This window comes from Mesorhizobium sp. HAY1-8B, from assembly GCF_056868045.1.
This window is the reverse complement of the sequence record NZ_CP200321.1, coordinates 5190693-5206714: the sequence shown is the minus strand read 5'-3', so window position 1 is coordinate 5206714 and position 16022 is coordinate 5190693. Positions and strand designations below refer to the sequence as shown.

15 protein-coding genes are annotated in these 16022 nt (G+C 64.0%); 10 read left to right on the top strand and 5 right to left on the bottom strand.

Translation table 11 applies throughout. From position 1 onward, the window contains the following. Positions 1-34 precede the first annotated feature (34 nt). Entirely contained in the window at positions 35-1075 is a 1041-nt protein-coding gene (locus AC1VON_RS24975) for an SDR family oxidoreductase (protein WP_483125213.1), read from the top strand. A 34-nt stretch (positions 1076-1109) separates the two neighbouring features. On the opposite strand, the gene AC1VON_RS24970 is transcribed toward AC1VON_RS24975, so the two are convergent. After that, complete coding sequence (locus AC1VON_RS24970; protein WP_483125212.1) at positions 1110-2000, bottom strand: SDR family oxidoreductase; 891 nt, start codon at positions 1998-2000, stop codon at positions 1110-1112. A 134-nt stretch (positions 2001-2134) separates the two neighbouring features. Here AC1VON_RS24970 and AC1VON_RS24965 point away from each other — a divergent pair, with 134 nt between their 5' ends. The 3 genes from AC1VON_RS24965 to AC1VON_RS24955 are packed head-to-tail and all read left to right on the top strand — an operon-like array spanning position 2135 to position 6730. After that, on the top strand, positions 2135-2545 hold the full coding sequence (locus tag AC1VON_RS24965) for a winged helix-turn-helix transcriptional regulator (protein ID WP_172349930.1): 411 nt from the start codon (positions 2135-2137) through the stop codon (positions 2543-2545). 53 nt (positions 2546-2598) lie between these two features. Further along, entirely contained in the window at positions 2599-3885 is a 1287-nt protein-coding gene (locus AC1VON_RS24960) for an FAD-dependent oxidoreductase (RefSeq protein WP_483125211.1), read from the top strand. Between the two features lie 34 nt (positions 3886-3919). Then, the gene (locus tag AC1VON_RS24955; RefSeq protein WP_483125210.1) at positions 3920-6730 is read left to right on the top strand and encodes a CHAT domain-containing protein; all 2811 of its coding nucleotides are present in this window, start codon (positions 3920-3922) and stop codon (positions 6728-6730) included. Positions 6731-6763: 33 nt separating this feature from the next. On the opposite strand, the gene AC1VON_RS24950 is transcribed toward AC1VON_RS24955, so the two are convergent. Next, positions 6764-7495 carry a glutathione S-transferase family protein gene (locus tag AC1VON_RS24950; protein ID WP_483125209.1) on the bottom strand — a complete coding sequence of 244 codons (732 nt, stop codon included), beginning with the start codon at positions 7493-7495 and terminating at the stop codon, positions 6764-6766. Between the two features lie 97 nt (positions 7496-7592). Between AC1VON_RS24950 and AC1VON_RS24945 the strand changes: the two genes are divergently transcribed. The 3 genes from AC1VON_RS24945 to ilvC all read left to right on the top strand — a co-directional run bounded on the left by AC1VON_RS24945 (position 7593) and on the right by ilvC (position 9902). Next, entirely contained in the window at positions 7593-8051 is a 459-nt protein-coding gene (locus AC1VON_RS24945) for a MarR family winged helix-turn-helix transcriptional regulator (protein ID WP_483125208.1), read from the top strand. A gap of 153 nt (positions 8052-8204) precedes the next feature. Then, positions 8205-8858, top strand: a complete 654-nt coding sequence (locus AC1VON_RS24940; RefSeq protein ID WP_483125207.1) for a TetR/AcrR family transcriptional regulator — start codon at positions 8205-8207, stop codon at positions 8856-8858. Between the two features lie 24 nt (positions 8859-8882). Then, positions 8883-9902 carry a ketol-acid reductoisomerase gene (ilvC, locus tag AC1VON_RS24935; RefSeq protein ID WP_483125206.1) on the top strand — a complete coding sequence of 340 codons (1020 nt, stop codon included), beginning with the start codon at positions 8883-8885 and terminating at the stop codon, positions 9900-9902. A 169-nt stretch (positions 9903-10071) separates the two neighbouring features. On the opposite strand, the gene AC1VON_RS24930 is transcribed toward ilvC, so the two are convergent. After that, positions 10072-10629 carry a BA14K family protein gene (locus AC1VON_RS24930; protein ID WP_483125205.1) on the bottom strand — a complete coding sequence of 186 codons (558 nt, stop codon included), beginning with the start codon at positions 10627-10629 and terminating at the stop codon, positions 10072-10074. 188 nt (positions 10630-10817) lie between these two features. Between AC1VON_RS24930 and AC1VON_RS24925 the strand changes: the two genes are divergently transcribed. The 3 genes from AC1VON_RS24925 (at position 10818) to AC1VON_RS24915 (ending at position 13993) form a co-directional block, all read left to right on the top strand. Then, entirely contained in the window at positions 10818-11930 is a 1113-nt protein-coding gene (locus tag AC1VON_RS24925; protein WP_172349946.1) for an endonuclease/exonuclease/phosphatase family protein, read from the top strand. Positions 11931-11953: 23 nt separating this feature from the next. Next, entirely contained in the window at positions 11954-12667 is a 714-nt protein-coding gene (locus tag AC1VON_RS24920; protein WP_172349948.1) for a hypothetical protein, read from the top strand. Between the two features lie 63 nt (positions 12668-12730). Then, positions 12731-13993, top strand: coding sequence for a cation:proton antiporter (locus AC1VON_RS24915; RefSeq protein ID WP_483125204.1), 1263 nt, complete (start codon positions 12731-12733; stop codon positions 13991-13993). A 96-nt stretch (positions 13994-14089) separates the two neighbouring features. On the opposite strand, the gene AC1VON_RS24910 is transcribed toward AC1VON_RS24915, so the two are convergent. Together AC1VON_RS24910 and AC1VON_RS24905 are read right to left on the bottom strand one after the other, a co-directional pair. Further along, entirely contained in the window at positions 14090-15307 is a 1218-nt protein-coding gene (locus AC1VON_RS24910) for an ABC transporter permease (protein WP_483125203.1), read from the bottom strand. Between the two features lie 2 nt (positions 15308-15309). Further along, positions 15310-16017, bottom strand: a complete 708-nt coding sequence (locus AC1VON_RS24905; RefSeq protein WP_483125202.1) for an ABC transporter ATP-binding protein — start codon at positions 16015-16017, stop codon at positions 15310-15312. Between the last annotated feature and the right edge of the window lie 5 nt (positions 16018-16022).

Here is a 16022-nt window from a genome sequence, read left to right as displayed (position 1 = left end):
TGATCGCCTCGACCTAACCTGGTGGAGGGCGGGCATGAGCGGCGAATTGGTGCTTGTCACCGGCGGATCGGGTTTCCTCGGCGCCCACTGTATCCTTGAACTCCTGAAGGCCGGCAACCGCGTACGCACCACGGTGCGCTCCGCCAAGCGGGAAGCCGATGTGCTGGACATGCTCAAGGCCGGCGGCATCGAGCCGGGCGACAGGCTGTCCTTTGCCATCGCCGACCTCACGAGCGACGCAGGCTGGCCGCAAGCCGTCGCCGGTTGCGACTATGTACTCCATGTCGCCTCGCCATTTCCGCCTGGTGTGCCCAAGCATGAGGATGATCTGATCATCCCGGCTCGCGAGGGTGCGCTGCGGGTGCTGCGTGCGGCGCGGGACGCTGGTGTCAAACGCGTCGTGCTGACCTCGTCCTTCGCGGCGATCGGCTATGGCAAGATGCCGCCAGACGGCCGGCCTTTCACCGAAGAAAGCTGGACCGATCCGACGGCCAAGGTCAGCGCCTATGTGAAGTCGAAGACGCTTGCCGAGCGGGCGGCCTGGGATTTCATCGCCGCCGAGGGCGGCAGGCTGGAGTTGGCGGTCGTCAATCCGGTCGGCATCTTCGGACCGGTTCTCGGCGCCGACCATTCGACGTCCACTGAATTTGTCCAGCGTATGATGAACGGCGCCGTGCCGGGGTTGCCGCGTCTGTCCTTCGGCGTCGTCGACGCACGCGATGTGGCCGACCTGCATGTGCGTGCCATGATCAATCCAGCGGCCAAAGGCGAGCGCTTCTTGGCGGTATCAGGCGACTTCATGACCGTGCGGGAAATCGCGCAGACCGTGAAGACGCGGCTCGGCGATGCGGCGTCGCGCGTCTCGACGAGGCAGCTTCCCGATTGGCTGGTGCGGATCGTCGGATTGTTCAACGCCGAAGCCGCGCAACTGGTGACGGAACTGGGCAAGGTCAAGAATGCCACCAACGCCAAGGCCGTGCGTGTGCTCGGCTGGGCGCCGCGCTCGCGCGAAGACGCGCTGGCTGCCACAGGCGAGAGCCTGGTCCGGCTCGGCCTGCTCAAGACATCGAAGTAGCGCGGCGGGAGGGTGACCTCCCACCGCTCTGGTTTCAACCAGCCAGCGCGGCTTTGTTGGCTTCCAGGAACTGCTTCAGCGGTACCGACTTTCGGCCGGAAAGCGTCTCGACCGAATCCGTCACCATGCCAAGGTCGCCGGCGCGCGCGGCGGCGTCGAAGGACACCAGAAGCTTGGCGATCGGCTCGGGAAGCCCAGCGGCCTTCATGCCGTCGGTCAGTGCTTCATCGGAGAGCTGGACGACCTGGATCGGCTTGCCGGTGGCTTCAGTGACAAGCGCGGCGACCTCGGCTGTCGTATAGGCCTTGGGGCCGGTCAGCGTGTAGGTCTTGCTCTCAACGGTTTGCGAGGCCAGCCCCGCGGCTATGGCCGCGGCGAGATCGTCGCGCGCTCCATAGGAAATGGCGCCGTCGCCCGCGGACGTATACCATTGGCCCGACGCCAGAATCTGCGGCATCGCCATAAAGAGGTTCTCGTCGTACCAGCCATTGCGGAAGATCGTGTAGGGGATGCCGCTCGCCTTGATCGCCTGCTCGGTATCGTAGTGGTCAGGCGCGAAGAGGACCGGCGAGCCCGGCTCAGTGTTGGGCAAGGAGGTGTAGAGCAGATGCTTGACACCTGCCTTTCTGGCAGCGGCGACCGCCGCCAGTTGCTGCTCGCGACGCTTTCCCTGGATCGCCAACTCGTTGGTCGAGATGATGAGCGCCCGGTCGGCGCCTTCGAAGGTTTTTGGCAGCGACGCCGTGTCATCGAAGTCGGCCTGGCGGATGGTGACCCCGCGCGCTGCAAGGTCCGCAAGGTTGGCGGGCGTGCGCGTGGTGGCGATGATCCGGCCCGCCGGTATCTTGAATGTGTCCAGCAGGTGGTTGATGACGCCGCGGCCGAGCTGGCCGGAAGCGCCGGTGACGAGAAGGGTTGCAGTCATGGGGAATCCTGACATTGCGCCGAAAGGCGGTTCGGTTGCTGGTCTCAAAAAGAGACCAGCACTAAAATAGGAATTGACCCGGTGCCGTAAAGAAGGCAGTTTTTGGGGAGGTAGGCACAGGCAGGGAACCAGCCGTGGACAGCAAGATCATCAATCTGAAATCCAAACTCGACATCTACAAAGCCATGACCGACGGCGGCAATCTTGCCGATTGCCCGGTCCGCGACGTCATCCAGGGACTCAATGGCAAGTGGAGTTCGCTGTTGATGGCGGCGCTGGCCGAGCAGCCCTACCGCTTCGGCGAGTTGCGGCGGCTGGTTCCCGATATCTCGCAGCGCATGCTGACCCAGACGCTCTACGATCTGCAGCGCGACGGCTACGTGCATCGCGAAGTGTTCCCGACCAAGCCGCCGAGCGTCGAATATAGTCTCACCGATCTCGGGCGGTCGATGTTCGACGCATTGCGGCATTTGTTGCAGTGGGCGGAATTCAACCATGATGCGGTGCGCGCGGCACGGGCCGGCTTCGACGCAACACAGGCTTGAACAGCCGGACAGAGCTAGGCGCCGCGACTTGATTTCGCACAGCGGCTGAAGGATTGTCCCGGCCAGTTCGGCTTGGGGGCATCGGCATTTCCTACGACATCGCAATTGCAGGCGCCGGCCCGGCGGGGCTGGCCATGGCGCTTTATCTCAAGCGGGCCGGGCACAGGGTCACCGTCTTCGAGCGCTTCGAGGAACCGAAGCCGGTTGGCTCCGGACTGATCCTGCAGCCGACCGGGTTGACGGTTCTGGCCGATCTCGGCCTGCTCGACGACATACTGGCGCTCGGCGCCCGCATCGACCGGCTGCATGGCGCCGATGCCTCGACCGGCCGCACCGTGCTCGACGTTCGCTATGATGCCCGGCGCGGCCGCCGTTTTGGCCTGGCGGTGCACCGGGCTGCGCTGTTCGGCACGCTCTTTCGCGCCGCCCGGCGCGAGGCGATCGCCATCGAGACCGGCGTCGAGATCGAGACCGCGGAGGCCGGAGAGGGGGCAACGCTGATCCGAGGCAATGGACGAAGGGCAGGGCCATTCGATCTGGTCGTCGACGCCAGCGGTTCGCGCTCGAAACTGCGGCAGCGCGCCGGCAATGCAGGCGCGCCACGGCCACTCACCTATGGCGCGTTCTGGGCATCGCTCGGCTGGCGCGGCGAAGGCTTTGACGAGCACGCGCTCTTGCAGCGTTACGACAAGGCCAGCGTGATGATCGGCGTGCTGCCGATCGGCCGGCCGGAGCCCGGTGCCGAAAAAATGGCGGCCTTCTTCTGGAGCCTGAAGCCTGATGATGCCGATGCGGTGCGCGCTGCCGGCCTCGACGCCTGGAAGGAGAGGCTGGTGCGGCTATGGCCGCAAAGCGAAGCGTTCACCCGCCAGATCTACAGTTTCGACCAGCTGTCACTGGCCCGCTACGGCCATCACACGATGAAGCTGCCGGTCGGCCGAAGATTGGCCGTCATCGGCGATGCCGCGCATTCGACCAGCCCGCAGCTCGGACAAGGAGCCAACATGGCGCTGCTCGACGCGGCGGCGCTCAGCCATGCGCTGGCACGCACGCAGAGCGTCGAGGCAGCACTTGAGGCCTATGCCAGGGCGCGGCGATGGCACGTGCGTGTCTTCCAGGCGCTGTCGCTGGCGTTCACGCCATTCTACCAATCGGATTCCGTGGCGCTGCCCTTCATCCGCGACAGGCTGGTGGCGACCATCGCAAAGATCCCGCCGGCACCGCAGCTTCTGGCCTCAATGGTCGCCGGCACGGTGATCGATCCGTTCAGGCCGGCAGGGTTGACGGAAGCGCGATGGGATTTCGGACAAAATCCAGGTCATGGTACGACAGCATCATAGAGTTTTCGCCAGGCCGATCCGCGTGAACACAGTGATGTCCATAGCCAGAGGACCGAGAGGTCTGATCCGCGTTGCGGCTTCGATGCTGGCGATGTTGATCGTCGCGCTGCCTATGCCGAAGGCATACGCCCAGACGACAAGCCAGTCCGGCCAACAGCAACCATCGGACAGCCAGGCAACGCTGACCGCCCGCATCGACGCGGCTTACAGACTGATGATGGACGCGGGACGGTTCGACGAAGGCTATGCGCAATTGCGGGCAGCGCTGCTCGCCACCGCCAGAAGCGACCTCTACGAATTCACCGTGGAGAGTTACTCGAACGCGGGCGCGACTTTCCTCAACAACCAGATCCTCGACGATGCCGAGGCGATTTTTGCCGAGGGCCTGAAGACGAGGGCGATGCAGCAGGATGTCGCCAAGCGCGCCGACTTTTATCTCAACTACGCTATGCTGAAGCAGGCGGAAAAGGATTATCAGGGCTTCGTGTCGATGTGCGCGACAGCCACCAATTTATACGCCCACTATCACGGCAAGGAGTCGCAGGAACTCCTGTATGCCAACGATGTGTTGGCGACCGGGGTCGCGGCGTTCGGTCAAATCGCTTCAGCCATCAATATCGAGCAGCGCAATCTGAAGTTGGCCGAGCAGGTGACAGGTACCGATGATCGTTTCATCTGGAAACTGCAGAACAATCTGGCCGACATGCTGCGCCAGATGGGAGCTCCGACACGCGCCCTGCAATATGATCTGGCCGTGCTGGAGAAGCGTATCGGCTACTACGGCCCGGACCACTTCAACGTTTTGGTCAGCGCCAACAACACCGCGCAGGACTATCTGGACCTTGGCAAATACGACGAGGCCTTGCGCCACTTCCAGCAGGACCGGGACATTGCCGTCGATCTCAAGCAGGAAGGCAATCTGGTCGAACAGGCCGATGCTTGGATGCTCTATACCAGGGTGCTCTCTGGTGCGCAGCCGCTCGATCGGCCAACGCTGGCACAGCTGCGGCAACTGACCACCGACCCGAATTATCCCGAGATACTGGCGATCAAGATCGCCAACCTGCTGGCCGCGCATTTTGCCACCGCGGGCGACACCGAAAGCAGTATGGCCCAACTCGAACGGGCCTACAGCGTCGCCGGATCGACTTACGGGGTGGTGCATCCGCTGACATTTGCCGCGCGCCAGGCGATGGCCAATCTCAAGGCAAGGAGGAATCCTGCCGCCGCGGCCGCCGATTTCGCTGCTCTCGACGATGACATGCTGCGTTGGAATTGGTTCCAGGTGAGCACATCTGGCAATCCCGTCGTTGCCGAGGCCAGCCGCGCCTTGGCCGACGACATGCTTTACGACTATGCGCGCCTCGCAAAAGACAATGCGCCGGTGGTGTCGGCGTTTGCTGAAGCCGTGCGCCGCTGGCCGACGCTTGAGAATGAAAAACGCGATCTGTTGCGCAGGCTATCCCGCTTGATCGATCCGAACGATTTGGAGACACGGCACTTGATCGAGGCAGGGATCCAGCTGTCCCTGGCCTATCAAGAGGCGGCTTCCAGCGGTGACAGCTCCGATGATCCGGGAGCGGTGCAGCCCGACCAGGTTGAGGCGGCGTACCAAAAAGCCATCGCCAAAGTCATGGCCAAGTACAGTTTCAGCCAGGGTCTGGTGGACAAACCCCTCCCGTCGGCCGGCACCTTGCTGAAGCCCAATCAGGCGCTGATCGACTACTTCATCACCCGCAAGTGGCGGGCGGATCGGGAGAGCGCCGAACCGCTGGAAGACGAGCGCCTCTATGCGATCGTCACACGCAAGGACCAGCAGCCGCGCCTCTACGATCTCGGCGATCCGCGCCGGCTCATCCCGGCCGCTCGCGAAACACGCATGGCAAATCTGAGGTCGACGCGTTCCGCGCAGGAGCGCGGCGCCGTGACGTTGGTCGACCTGAACGCCACATTCACGGGGCTTTATGCCGGTCTGATCGCACCGCTGGAGCCGTCACTCGGTGGCGCCGACACGCTCTTCGTGGTGCCGGACGGCAAACTGTTTTCGGTGCCGTTCCCGCTGCTGCAGGACGGCAAGGGCGCAACGCTTGATGACCACTTCGCCGTGCGCATGCTGACGCGGCCGGAATCGCTGCTGAACGCCAGCGTCGACCAGAGTCTTCCCAAGACCGGCAGAGCCCTGCTGGCCGGCGGGCTGGATTATGCGCGAGGTCCGGAAAAGGGGGCGGAGCCGTTACCGGGCACCCGCAAGGAGGTGGATGCGATCGCCTCGATCCTGCGCGCCGATGACTATTCGGTCCAAATGCTGACCGGAACGGCGGCCAGCGAGCGGACGTTGCGCGAGGATATGGAGCAGGCGACGGTCGCGCATCTGGCCACCCACGGCGCCTACCGTGACGAAAAAGAGGGCGGCGTGGGCGGTGTGAACGCCCTTTGGCAGAGCCAGGTCGTGCTGTCGCAAGCCGGAGACCGGCAGTCGATGAAACGTGACGATGAGGACGGTCGGCTCTATGGCATGGAACTGACGAACTGGGATCTGTCGGGGCTCGACCTGCTTGTCCTGTCCGCCTGTGAGACGGCGCGCGGCCAGGAGACATTCGTCGGCGGCTTGCGCGGTCTGCCTACGGCAATCAACATTGCCGGCGCCAAACGCTCGCTGCTGACGCTGTGGCCGGTGGACGACGCCGGTACCGCCGCCTTCATGGTCGGGTTCTACCACTATCTTGCCGCCGGACAGACCTATCCGGAAGCACTGCGCCAGACCCGCCGCGATGCCCGCGACGGCAAGATATCAGGCGCCCAGGATTCGCGGGTCTGGGCCGCCTTTGTCATGTTCGAGAACTGAGGCCGCTCAAGGCGAGTGATTGCTCGCGGGCGCTCACGCGGATCGCGCCAACGCAAATGGTCCGGCTGCATCGCTTCGGCGGATGAGGCTCGACAGGAAAGATCCCTTCGCTTGCAGGAAGGCATGCAGGCGTTGCGGATAATCCGGCGCCACGGTGTCCCTGATCGACGATCGATCATTCAGCGCTTTCCGCCAGGCCTGGACGCGCGGCTTGCCATCCAGGATGCCGAAGTCGCCGATCCGGTCGAAAGCGTCGACATATCTGAAAACAGGGCCGTAGACCGCGTCGACGAGCGAGAAGCTGTCGCCGGCGAACCATGGCTCGCTCCGGTCGGTGCCATCAGCCAGTTCGGCCTCGAGGCGCTCGAACATCCCCGACAGCGCGCGGGACTCGGCAAGGAAGCCGGCCTCGGTCGGCGCTGAATAGAACCGGCCGATGGCATTGAGCATGGCCGAGCCGTATTCGATCCAGGCACGGTGCCGGGCACGGGTATAGGGGTCGGCCGGGTGCAGGGGATTGGCCTGTGTCTCCTCGAGGAATTCGAGGATGACCGCGGATTCGAAGATTGTTGTTTCCTCGCCATTTCGCTGCACGCGCAGCAGCGGCACCTTGCCGAGCGGCGAGATCGCCTTGAACCACACAGGCTTGTCGGCGAGGTCGATGTCGACGCGCTCGAACGGCACGCCTTTCTCGGTCAGCGAGATTGCCGCGCGCTGGACATAGGGACAGAGAGGATGGCTGACGAGGATGAGCATGTCGGACATGATTTGCCTTTCGACGTTGATGCAGTTGCATCTATATAGATGCATGTGCATTTATCGTCAAGCTTGATGCATCTGCATCTATCGCCTAGGGTAGGCCATGACCGAGAAAGCCACGCCTTCGCCGGAAGCCATCAAGGCCTGGGCTCGCCTGATGCGCGTGTCGCGCCAACTGGTGGAGCGTGCCGAAGACGCCCTGAAAGAGGGCGGCCTGCCGCCGCTTGCCTGGTACGACGTGCTGCATGAGCTCGCCGAGGCGGGCGAGGGGGGCTTGCGGCCGTTTCAGTTGATCGAGCGCACCCTGTTCGCGCAGTACAACATCTCGCGGCTGCTGGCGCGGCTTGAGGCCGACGGATTGGTCGAGAAGCTGCCGGTGGCCGATGACGGTCGCGGCCAGACCATCCGCATCTCGGCCAAGGGACGTGAGACGCGCCGGCGGATGTGGGCCGTCTATGGCCGGTCGATCGCCGAACTGGTTGGCGCCAGGCTCTCACCGGACGAGCTGAACATGGTGTCGGCACTGCTTGGCCGGCTGCGCCATCCGCCTGCCGGCGATTGAGCATAGGCGCTGCGCGCGTCGCGCGGATAGTTGCGGATATTTTTCGTCATATCCCCCTTGCGCCGAGCATCGGATTGCGCAATATGCCGAACCGTAACGTACGGTACGGCTTCTGGTGACCCCAAGGGCTCTACCTTTGAACGGGAACAAAGCGTGTTGCTGGCAAACGCCGACATCGACAACAGCCAGGCGCTGACGGAGCGGCAGAAGGCCGTTCTGGATGCGGCGTTGCGGCTGCTGGTCGAGGAGGGCGATCAGCTGACCATGACCGCCGTGGCGCGGCGGGCCAGTTGTTCCAAGGAAACGCTCTACAAGTGGTTTGGCGACCGTGACGGGCTGCTGACGGCAACCGTGCAGTGGCAGGCGTCCAAGGTGCGTGTGGCGCAGGTCGACGGCAAGGGGCTCGACCTTGCCTCCCTGACGGCAAGCCTCGAGCGCTTCGCCTCCGACTGGCTCAAGGTGATCTCCAGCGACACCTCGATCGCGCTCAACCGGGTGGCGGTCGGTCATGCCGGATCGGGCAAGGACAATCTTGGCGCCGTTGTGCTGGAGAACGGCCGTTTCGCGCTGGCGAGGCGGCTGAAGCCGGTGCTCGAGGCGGGGCGCCAGGCCGGGCTTTTGGAATTCACGGATGCCGAGACGGCGTTCCGTACCTTTTTCGGGCTGGTCGCCCGCGACGTGCAGATCCGCCTGCTGCTCGGCGACCGGCTGGAATTGACTGAGGCGGCGATCGGCGGCGATGCCGCGCGGGCGACGCAGCAGTTTCTCGCTCTTCATGGAGCAAAAACCGGGCCACAAAGCCTCTGATTTAAAAACGGGAAGGAAGACAAAATGCGTGTTTATTACGATCGTGATGCCGATCTCAACCTGATCAAGGGCAAGAAGGTCGCCATCATCGGCTATGGCAGCCAGGGCCGGGCACATGCGCTCAACCTCAAGGATTCCGGCGCCAAGGAGATCGCCATCGGCCTCAAGGCCGGTTCGGCGACCGCCAAGAAGGTCGAGGCCGACGGGCTCAAGGTGATGAGCGTGGCCGACGCCGCCAAATGGGCCGACCTGATGATGATGGCGACGCCCGACGAGCTGCAGGCCGACATCTACAAGAACGAGATCGCGCCAAACATCCGCGACGGTGCCGCGATCGCCTTCGCGCACGGCCTCAACGTGCATTTCGGCCTGATCGAGCCGAAGGCCTCGGTCGACGTCGTCATGATCGCGCCGAAGGGCCCGGGCCACACGGTGCGCGGCGAATACCAGAAGGGCGGCGGCGTGCCGTGCCTGGTCGCCGTCAACCAGGACGCTTCGGGCAATGCGCTCGACCTTGCGCTCTCCTACGCCTGCGGCGTCGGCGGCGGCCGTTCCGGCATCATCGAGACCAATTTCCGCGAGGAATGCGAGACCGATCTGTTCGGCGAGCAGGTCGTGCTGTGCGGCGGCCTGGTCGAACTGATCCGCGCCGGCTTCGAGACGCTGGTGGAAGCCGGCTACGCGCCGGAAATGGCCTATTTCGAGTGTCTGCACGAGGTCAAGCTGATCGTCGACCTGATCTATGAAGGCGGCATCGCCAACATGAACTACTCGATCTCGAACACCGCCGAGTGGGGCGAGTATGTCTCGGGCCCGCGCATCATCACCGCCGAGACCAAGGCCGAGATGAAGCGCGTGCTGAAGGACATCCAAACCGGCAAGTTCACGTCGGAATGGATGCAGGAATACCGTGCCGGCCTGTCGCGCTTCAAGGGCATCCGCCGCATGAATGACAGCCACCAGATCGAGGAAGTCGGCGCCAAGCTGCGCGCGATGATGCCGTGGATCTCGAAGAACAAGCTGGTCGACAAGGCAAAGAACTGAGCAGATCCACGTTTCTTGCCTTGCGCGTCCTCGGGCTTCGCCCTGCGGGAGCGCGGGGATTTCGAAGAACAAGCTGGTCGGCAAGGCAAAGAACTGGGCGAAGTCAGCTCTATCAAAAACAGAAACGGCGCCTCGTGGCGCCGTTTTTCATTTTCGCATCACGCTAAACTCAGCTGTAAGGCGAGTAGCACTGCTGGCGCGGGCCATTATAGGGCTGGAACGTGTTGTCCCAGGAGCGATACGACCGGTAGCGGTTGTAGCACCATTGCACATGGGCGTTTGAAAGCCGTCCGGCGCGATAATAACGGCGCGGCGGCGGTGCATAGTAATCGTAGTTGTTATACATGCTGCCAAGGCCGAGCCCCAAGCCAAGGCCAAGGACCGCAGCGGCGGCGCCGTCATCATAGTAGCCGCCGTGGTAGTGGCGGCGGCCATGGCGCCAGCGCCAGTTGTCGCCGCCGTTCCAGTTGCCGCCACCATTCCAGTGCCGGTTTCCGTTCCAATGGCCCGACCGGCGCAAGCGCCAGTCATTGTTGAAGCTACGGTTATTGTTGTTGCCGCCCGCCCAGCTGTCACGAACCGGCGTGACCGTCGGTGCCGCGGTGCTGGTGGGAAGCGACAGGTTCGGCTGAAGGATCGGTCCGGCGGCCGACGGCGCGGTGATGCCGGAGACAATGCCGAGCGCTATCAGCCCGGACTTGATGGTGGAAGAAAAGAGCGAGTTCATTGTACTCTCCAAGAGATACAGGCCCCACGCCTACCCTGGAATGGGCCCAATGTGGATGTTTGCATCTGAACGGCGGATGAACGGAAAGGTTCCGTCAACCATGGCGCGAATGCCGGCAGGACCAACCGATCTCTGCTTGTGGTCCTGCGATCTTGTTTTCCGGCGCTCTTGCAGGCAAAGGTCTGGGCATGTCGCTGCGCCTTGCTACCTTCAATGTCGAGAACCTGATGAACAGGTTCGATTTTTCCGGCTATCGCAACCAGCTCAACGAGGATCGGACGCTGGCGCTGTTCGATATCCAGAGCGAGGCCGAGTACAAGGTGCTGGAACAGGCCCGCGCCATCGCGCAGTCCGACGACACGCGCCAGCTCTCGGCGTTGGCGATCGCCGCCACCCGGGCCGACATCATCTGCATGCAGGAGGTCGACAACATCGAGGCGCTGAAGGCCTTCGAATATGGCTATTTGTTCAAGATGGTGGGGCAGGGCTACCGGCAGAAATACACCACGTCAGGCAATGATTCTCGCGGCATCGACGTCGCCGTGATGATGCGCAACGAGACCGCGCAGGGACAGCCGATCGAATTCGTGCGCATGACCAGCCATGCCTATGTCACCTACGAGCAGTTCGGGCTGCATACGCCGGAACTGGCGGCCCTCGGCAGCCAGGCCAATGAACGCATCTTCCGGCGCGACTGCCTGGAAGTCGACATCACCGTGGGCGGCCTACCGCTGACGCTTTATCTCGTGCATTTCAAGTCGATGGGCCCGCCGCGCAACGGGCTCGACGGACGCGAGGCGACGATGCCGGTGCGCATCGCCGAGGCGCTAGCCGTGCGCCGGATCATCGAGGAGCGCTTTGGTAGGGACCATGCCGCCGACAAGCGCTGGGCGATCTGCGGCGACATGAACGACTACCGGCAGCGCGTCAAGATCGCCGGCGATGATGTCGACGGCTACCGTTTCGAGGTGGTCGACGAGAGCCAGTCCTGCATCAACCTGCTGACGGCTGGCGGCTTCTGCGAAAACGTCGTCGAGCGGCGGCCGGAAATGAACCGCTGGACCTTCTATCACACACGCGGGCCTGAAGAGCGGCATCTCTGCCAGCTCGACTACATACTACTCTCCAGGGGACTGGCGGCGAAGAATGCCACCGCCGTTCCCGACATCATCCGCAACGGCCAGCCCTGGCGCACGATCTTTCCGGCGGGCCAGGAGGTCGAGCGCTTTCCGCGCGCCGGCTGGGACCGGCCGAAAGCGTCCGACCATTGCCCGGTGGCGATCACGCTGGACATGGCTTGATAAGGGACTGAGGCTGGATTGGCATGAGTTTCGACCTGCCGCGCAATGTCATCCTGACGGTCGATGCCGTCGACGTCCGGCTCGACCCCGGCCCGCATCCTTTCGCCAGGGATAATGCGGCGGCGATCGCCGAGAACTGGCAGCGCGAGATAGCAGCCAATCCCGCGCTGTTCGACGGCACCGTGGTGCTGCTGTCGCAACTTGCCTGGCGCGACAACCGCCTCGTCGGCCGCTGCCATGCGGTCAACTACTCCACCTTCATGCTCTGGCGGAAGCGGCCAGAGAATTCCGGCGCCGAGCACGCCTATGCCCATGCCGTGCTGGTGGCGGGCGACAATGCGCTGGTGGCGATCCGCATGGGACCGCAGACGGTCAATGCCGGCCGCGTCTATTTCGCCGCCGGCTCGTTCGAACCTGTAGATTTCCGCGACGGGATGGTCGATGTCGATTTCAACATGATCCGCGAGGTGCGCGAAGAGACCGGTATCGACCTGACGGATGCCAGGCGCGGCGTGCGCTGGCACGCTTTGTCGACGGCAAGCGGCACGGTGATCTTCCGCCGCTATCATGTCGATGAGCCGGCCGATGAGGTCGCGCGCCGAATTTCGGCCTTCGTTGCCGCCGAAACCGATCCGGAGATCGAGGGGCCGGTGATCATCCGTCACGCCGCCGACCTGCCGGATGGGCTGTCGCCGCACATGAAGCCGCTGGTCGAGTGGCATTTCGCCTACAGCTAGATTGTCGTTTCCGCCCGCCGGCTTTTAAACTCCGCTCGGTTTTGACGAATCGGCGGGGGCCGCATGCTGTCAGTCTTTGAAATCGCCGCGCTGCTGTTGACGTTGTCGGCCCTGTTCGGCTGGCTGAACCTCCGTTTCCTCAAACTGCCGCATACGATCGGGCTTTTGATCATGGCGCTGGCGGCGTCACTGCTCTTGCTAGCCCTGGAGAAGGTCGCGCCGGGCCTCGGCATCACGGCGACGCTGCAGAATGTGATGCAAGAGATCGATTTTACCTCGGCGATCATGAACGGCATGTTGTCGCTGCTGCTGTTTGCCGGCGCCCTGCATGTCGATTTCGATCTGCTCAAAGGGCAGAAATGGGCGATCACCCTGATGGCCAGCATCGGCGTCGTCATCTCGACGGCGGTGGTCGGGGTAGCCTTGTGGTTCATGGCTGGCGGGCTTGGCTTCAACGTCCCCCTGCCATGGGCCCTGGTGTTCGGCGCGCTGATTTCGCCGACCGATCCGGTCGCCGTGCTCGGCCTGCTCAAATCCATCAACGTGCCGGAATCGATCAAGGCCAAGATCGCCGGCGAATCCTTGTTCAACGACGGCGTCGCGGTGGTGGCGTTCGGCGTGCTGCTGGCGGTGGCTGTCGCGACCACGGGCGAGCATCGGCCCGACCTTTGGGATATCGGCGAACTGCTGCTGCGTGATGGGCTGGGCGGCGCGCTGTTCGGGCTCCTGACCGGCTGGATCGCCTATCGCGCCATGCTGGCCGTTGACGATCACATCGTCGAGATCCTGATCTCGCTCGCCGTCTGCATCGGCACCTACACGCTCTGCAACCGGCTGCACATTTCGGGGCCGATCGCCGTGGTTGTCGCGGGGCTTTTGATCGGCAACCATGGCGCCGAGCATGCGATGAGCGAGACGGTGGAGGATTATCTCTTCGCCTTCTGGGAAGTGGTCGACGAGATGCTGAATTCCGTCCTGTTCCTGTTGCTCGGACTGGAAGTGCTGGTGCTGTCGTTCGATCCCTCGCATGGCTGGATCGTGCTGATCGCGATCCCGATCGTGCTGACCGGGCGCTTTGTCTCCGTCTGGATTCCGATCTCGCTGCTGGCGATACGCCAGACCTTCTCGGCGGGATCTATTCCAGTGTTGACTTGGGGCGGTCTGCGCGGCGGCGTTTCAGTGGCGCTGGCGCTGTCCTTGCCGGACAGCGCGGCCAAACCGGTGCTGCTGACCGCGACCTACGCGGTGGTGATCTTCTCGATCATCGTGCAGGGACTGACGATGAAATGGGTGATTGGCAGGACGACCAACCCGGCCAACGCGTAGCTTGCCCGGCTTTTCACAGGCTTTGTCAGCGCGGCGTGTTGCCCTGGGCCGCGCAGGCAAGCGTCCGAGGTTGGGGATAGCCCTTGAAGCCGCTGCCTATTCGTGCCGCAGCGCGTCGATCGGATCGAGCCTGGCGCCGCGCAGGGCCGGGAAGAAGCCGAACACCATGCCGATGAGCGCTGAAAAGCCGACGGCGAGCAGGATGACCGCCGGGCTTGGCGCGAAGGGGATGGTCAGCGTCACGGAGGCAAGGCCGGCCAGCGCCAGGCCGATCAGGATGCCGATGATGCCGCCGAGCAGCGACAGCACCGTCGCCTCGACCAGGAACTGGATGAGGATGTGCTTTTCATGCGCGCCGATGGCGAGCCTGATGCCGATCTCGCGGGTGCGCTCGGTGACCGAGACCAGCATGATGTTCATGATGCCGATGCCGCCGACCAGAAGGCTGACGCCGGCGACCGCGCCGAGCATGCCGGCCATGGTGGTGGTGGCGCTGGCCATGGCGTCGGCGATCTGGGTCATGTCGCGGATGGCGAAATCGCTCTCGCGGTCGGGGGGCATGCGGCGCGCGTCGCGCAAGATGTCCTCGACTCGCGGCTGCAATTCGCTGGTCGGCGTGCGGTCGTCGGCGGCGATGTAGATGTTGTCGATGTCGCGGTTGCCAGCGATGCGGCGCTGATAGGCGTGCAGCGGCATCAGCACGACATTGTCCTGGTCCTGGCCGAAGCCGGTATAGCCCTTGGGTTCGAGCAGGCCGATGATCTTGCAGGAGGTACGGTTGACTCGGATGATCTCGCCCTCGGGGTCGCCGGAGCCAAAGAACTGCTGGCGCACCGTTTCGCCGATCAGGCACACGCCGGTGCCCGAGCGGGTTTCGGAATCGCTGAACGGGCGGCCGGACACCAGCTTCCAGTCGCGCGCATCGAGATAGGCGCTGTCGGTGCCGGTCACACCGGAGGTCAGGCTTTCGGTGCCGAAGATGACGCGCACCTGCTTCTGCGAGGCCGGCGAGATGGCGCGCGCGCCGGTCAGATGCGCGACCAGTGCGGCAAGGTCCTTCTCGGCCAGTGGCCGCACCACCTGGTCGAGCCCGCCCGGGCCGCCGGGACCGGCTGGACGCCCGGCACGGACGACCAGCAGGTTGCTGCCGAGCTTGGAGATGTCGGCCTTGACCTTTTGCGTGGTGCCGGAGCCGATGGTGAGCATGGCGATGACGGCGGCGACACCGATGACGATGCCGAGCAGCGTCAGGAACGAGCGCAGCACATTGCGGCGGATCGAGCGCAGCGAGAGGCGAACGGTTTCCCAGATCATGGTCAGGTCACCTCGACATTCATGGTGTCTGATGCGACGTGGCCATCGAGGAAGCGGATGGTGCGTTCGGCATATTCGGCGACGTCGGCCTCATGCGTGACCATGGTGACGGTCAGGCCAAGCTCCTTGTTGAGCTTCGTCAGCAGTTCCATGATCTCGTGCGTGCGGGCGGTGTCGAGGTTGCCGGTCGGTTCGTCGGCGACGAGCAGCGTCGGCCGGGTGACGATGGCGCGCGCGATGGCCACGCGCTGCTGCTGGCCGCCGGAAAGTTCCGCCGGCGTATGATGCTCGCGGCCGACCAGGCCGACCTGGGCGAGTGCTTGCATGGCCAGGTCGCGCCGCTCGCGGGCGGCCACGCCGCGATAGATCAGCGGCAGTTCGACGTTTTCGGCGGCCGTGGTGCGCGCGAGCAGGTTGTAGCCCTGGAAGACGAAGCCGACATAGAGGTTGCGCAGCATGGCGCGGCGGTTGCGGTCGAGCCGGCCGGCGTCGACGCCCATGAAGGAGTAGGTTCCGGCCGTCGGCGTGTCGAGGCAGCCGATTATGTTCATCGCCGTCGATTTGCCGGAGCCGGACGGCCCCATGATGGCGACGAATTCGCCGCGCCTGATGGCAAGGTCGACGCCGGCCAGCGCATGGACCTTGGCTTCGCCCTGGCCATAGCTCTTCCAGACCTTGTCGAAGGTAATGAGCGTTGCGCCCGCGGCCACGGCCG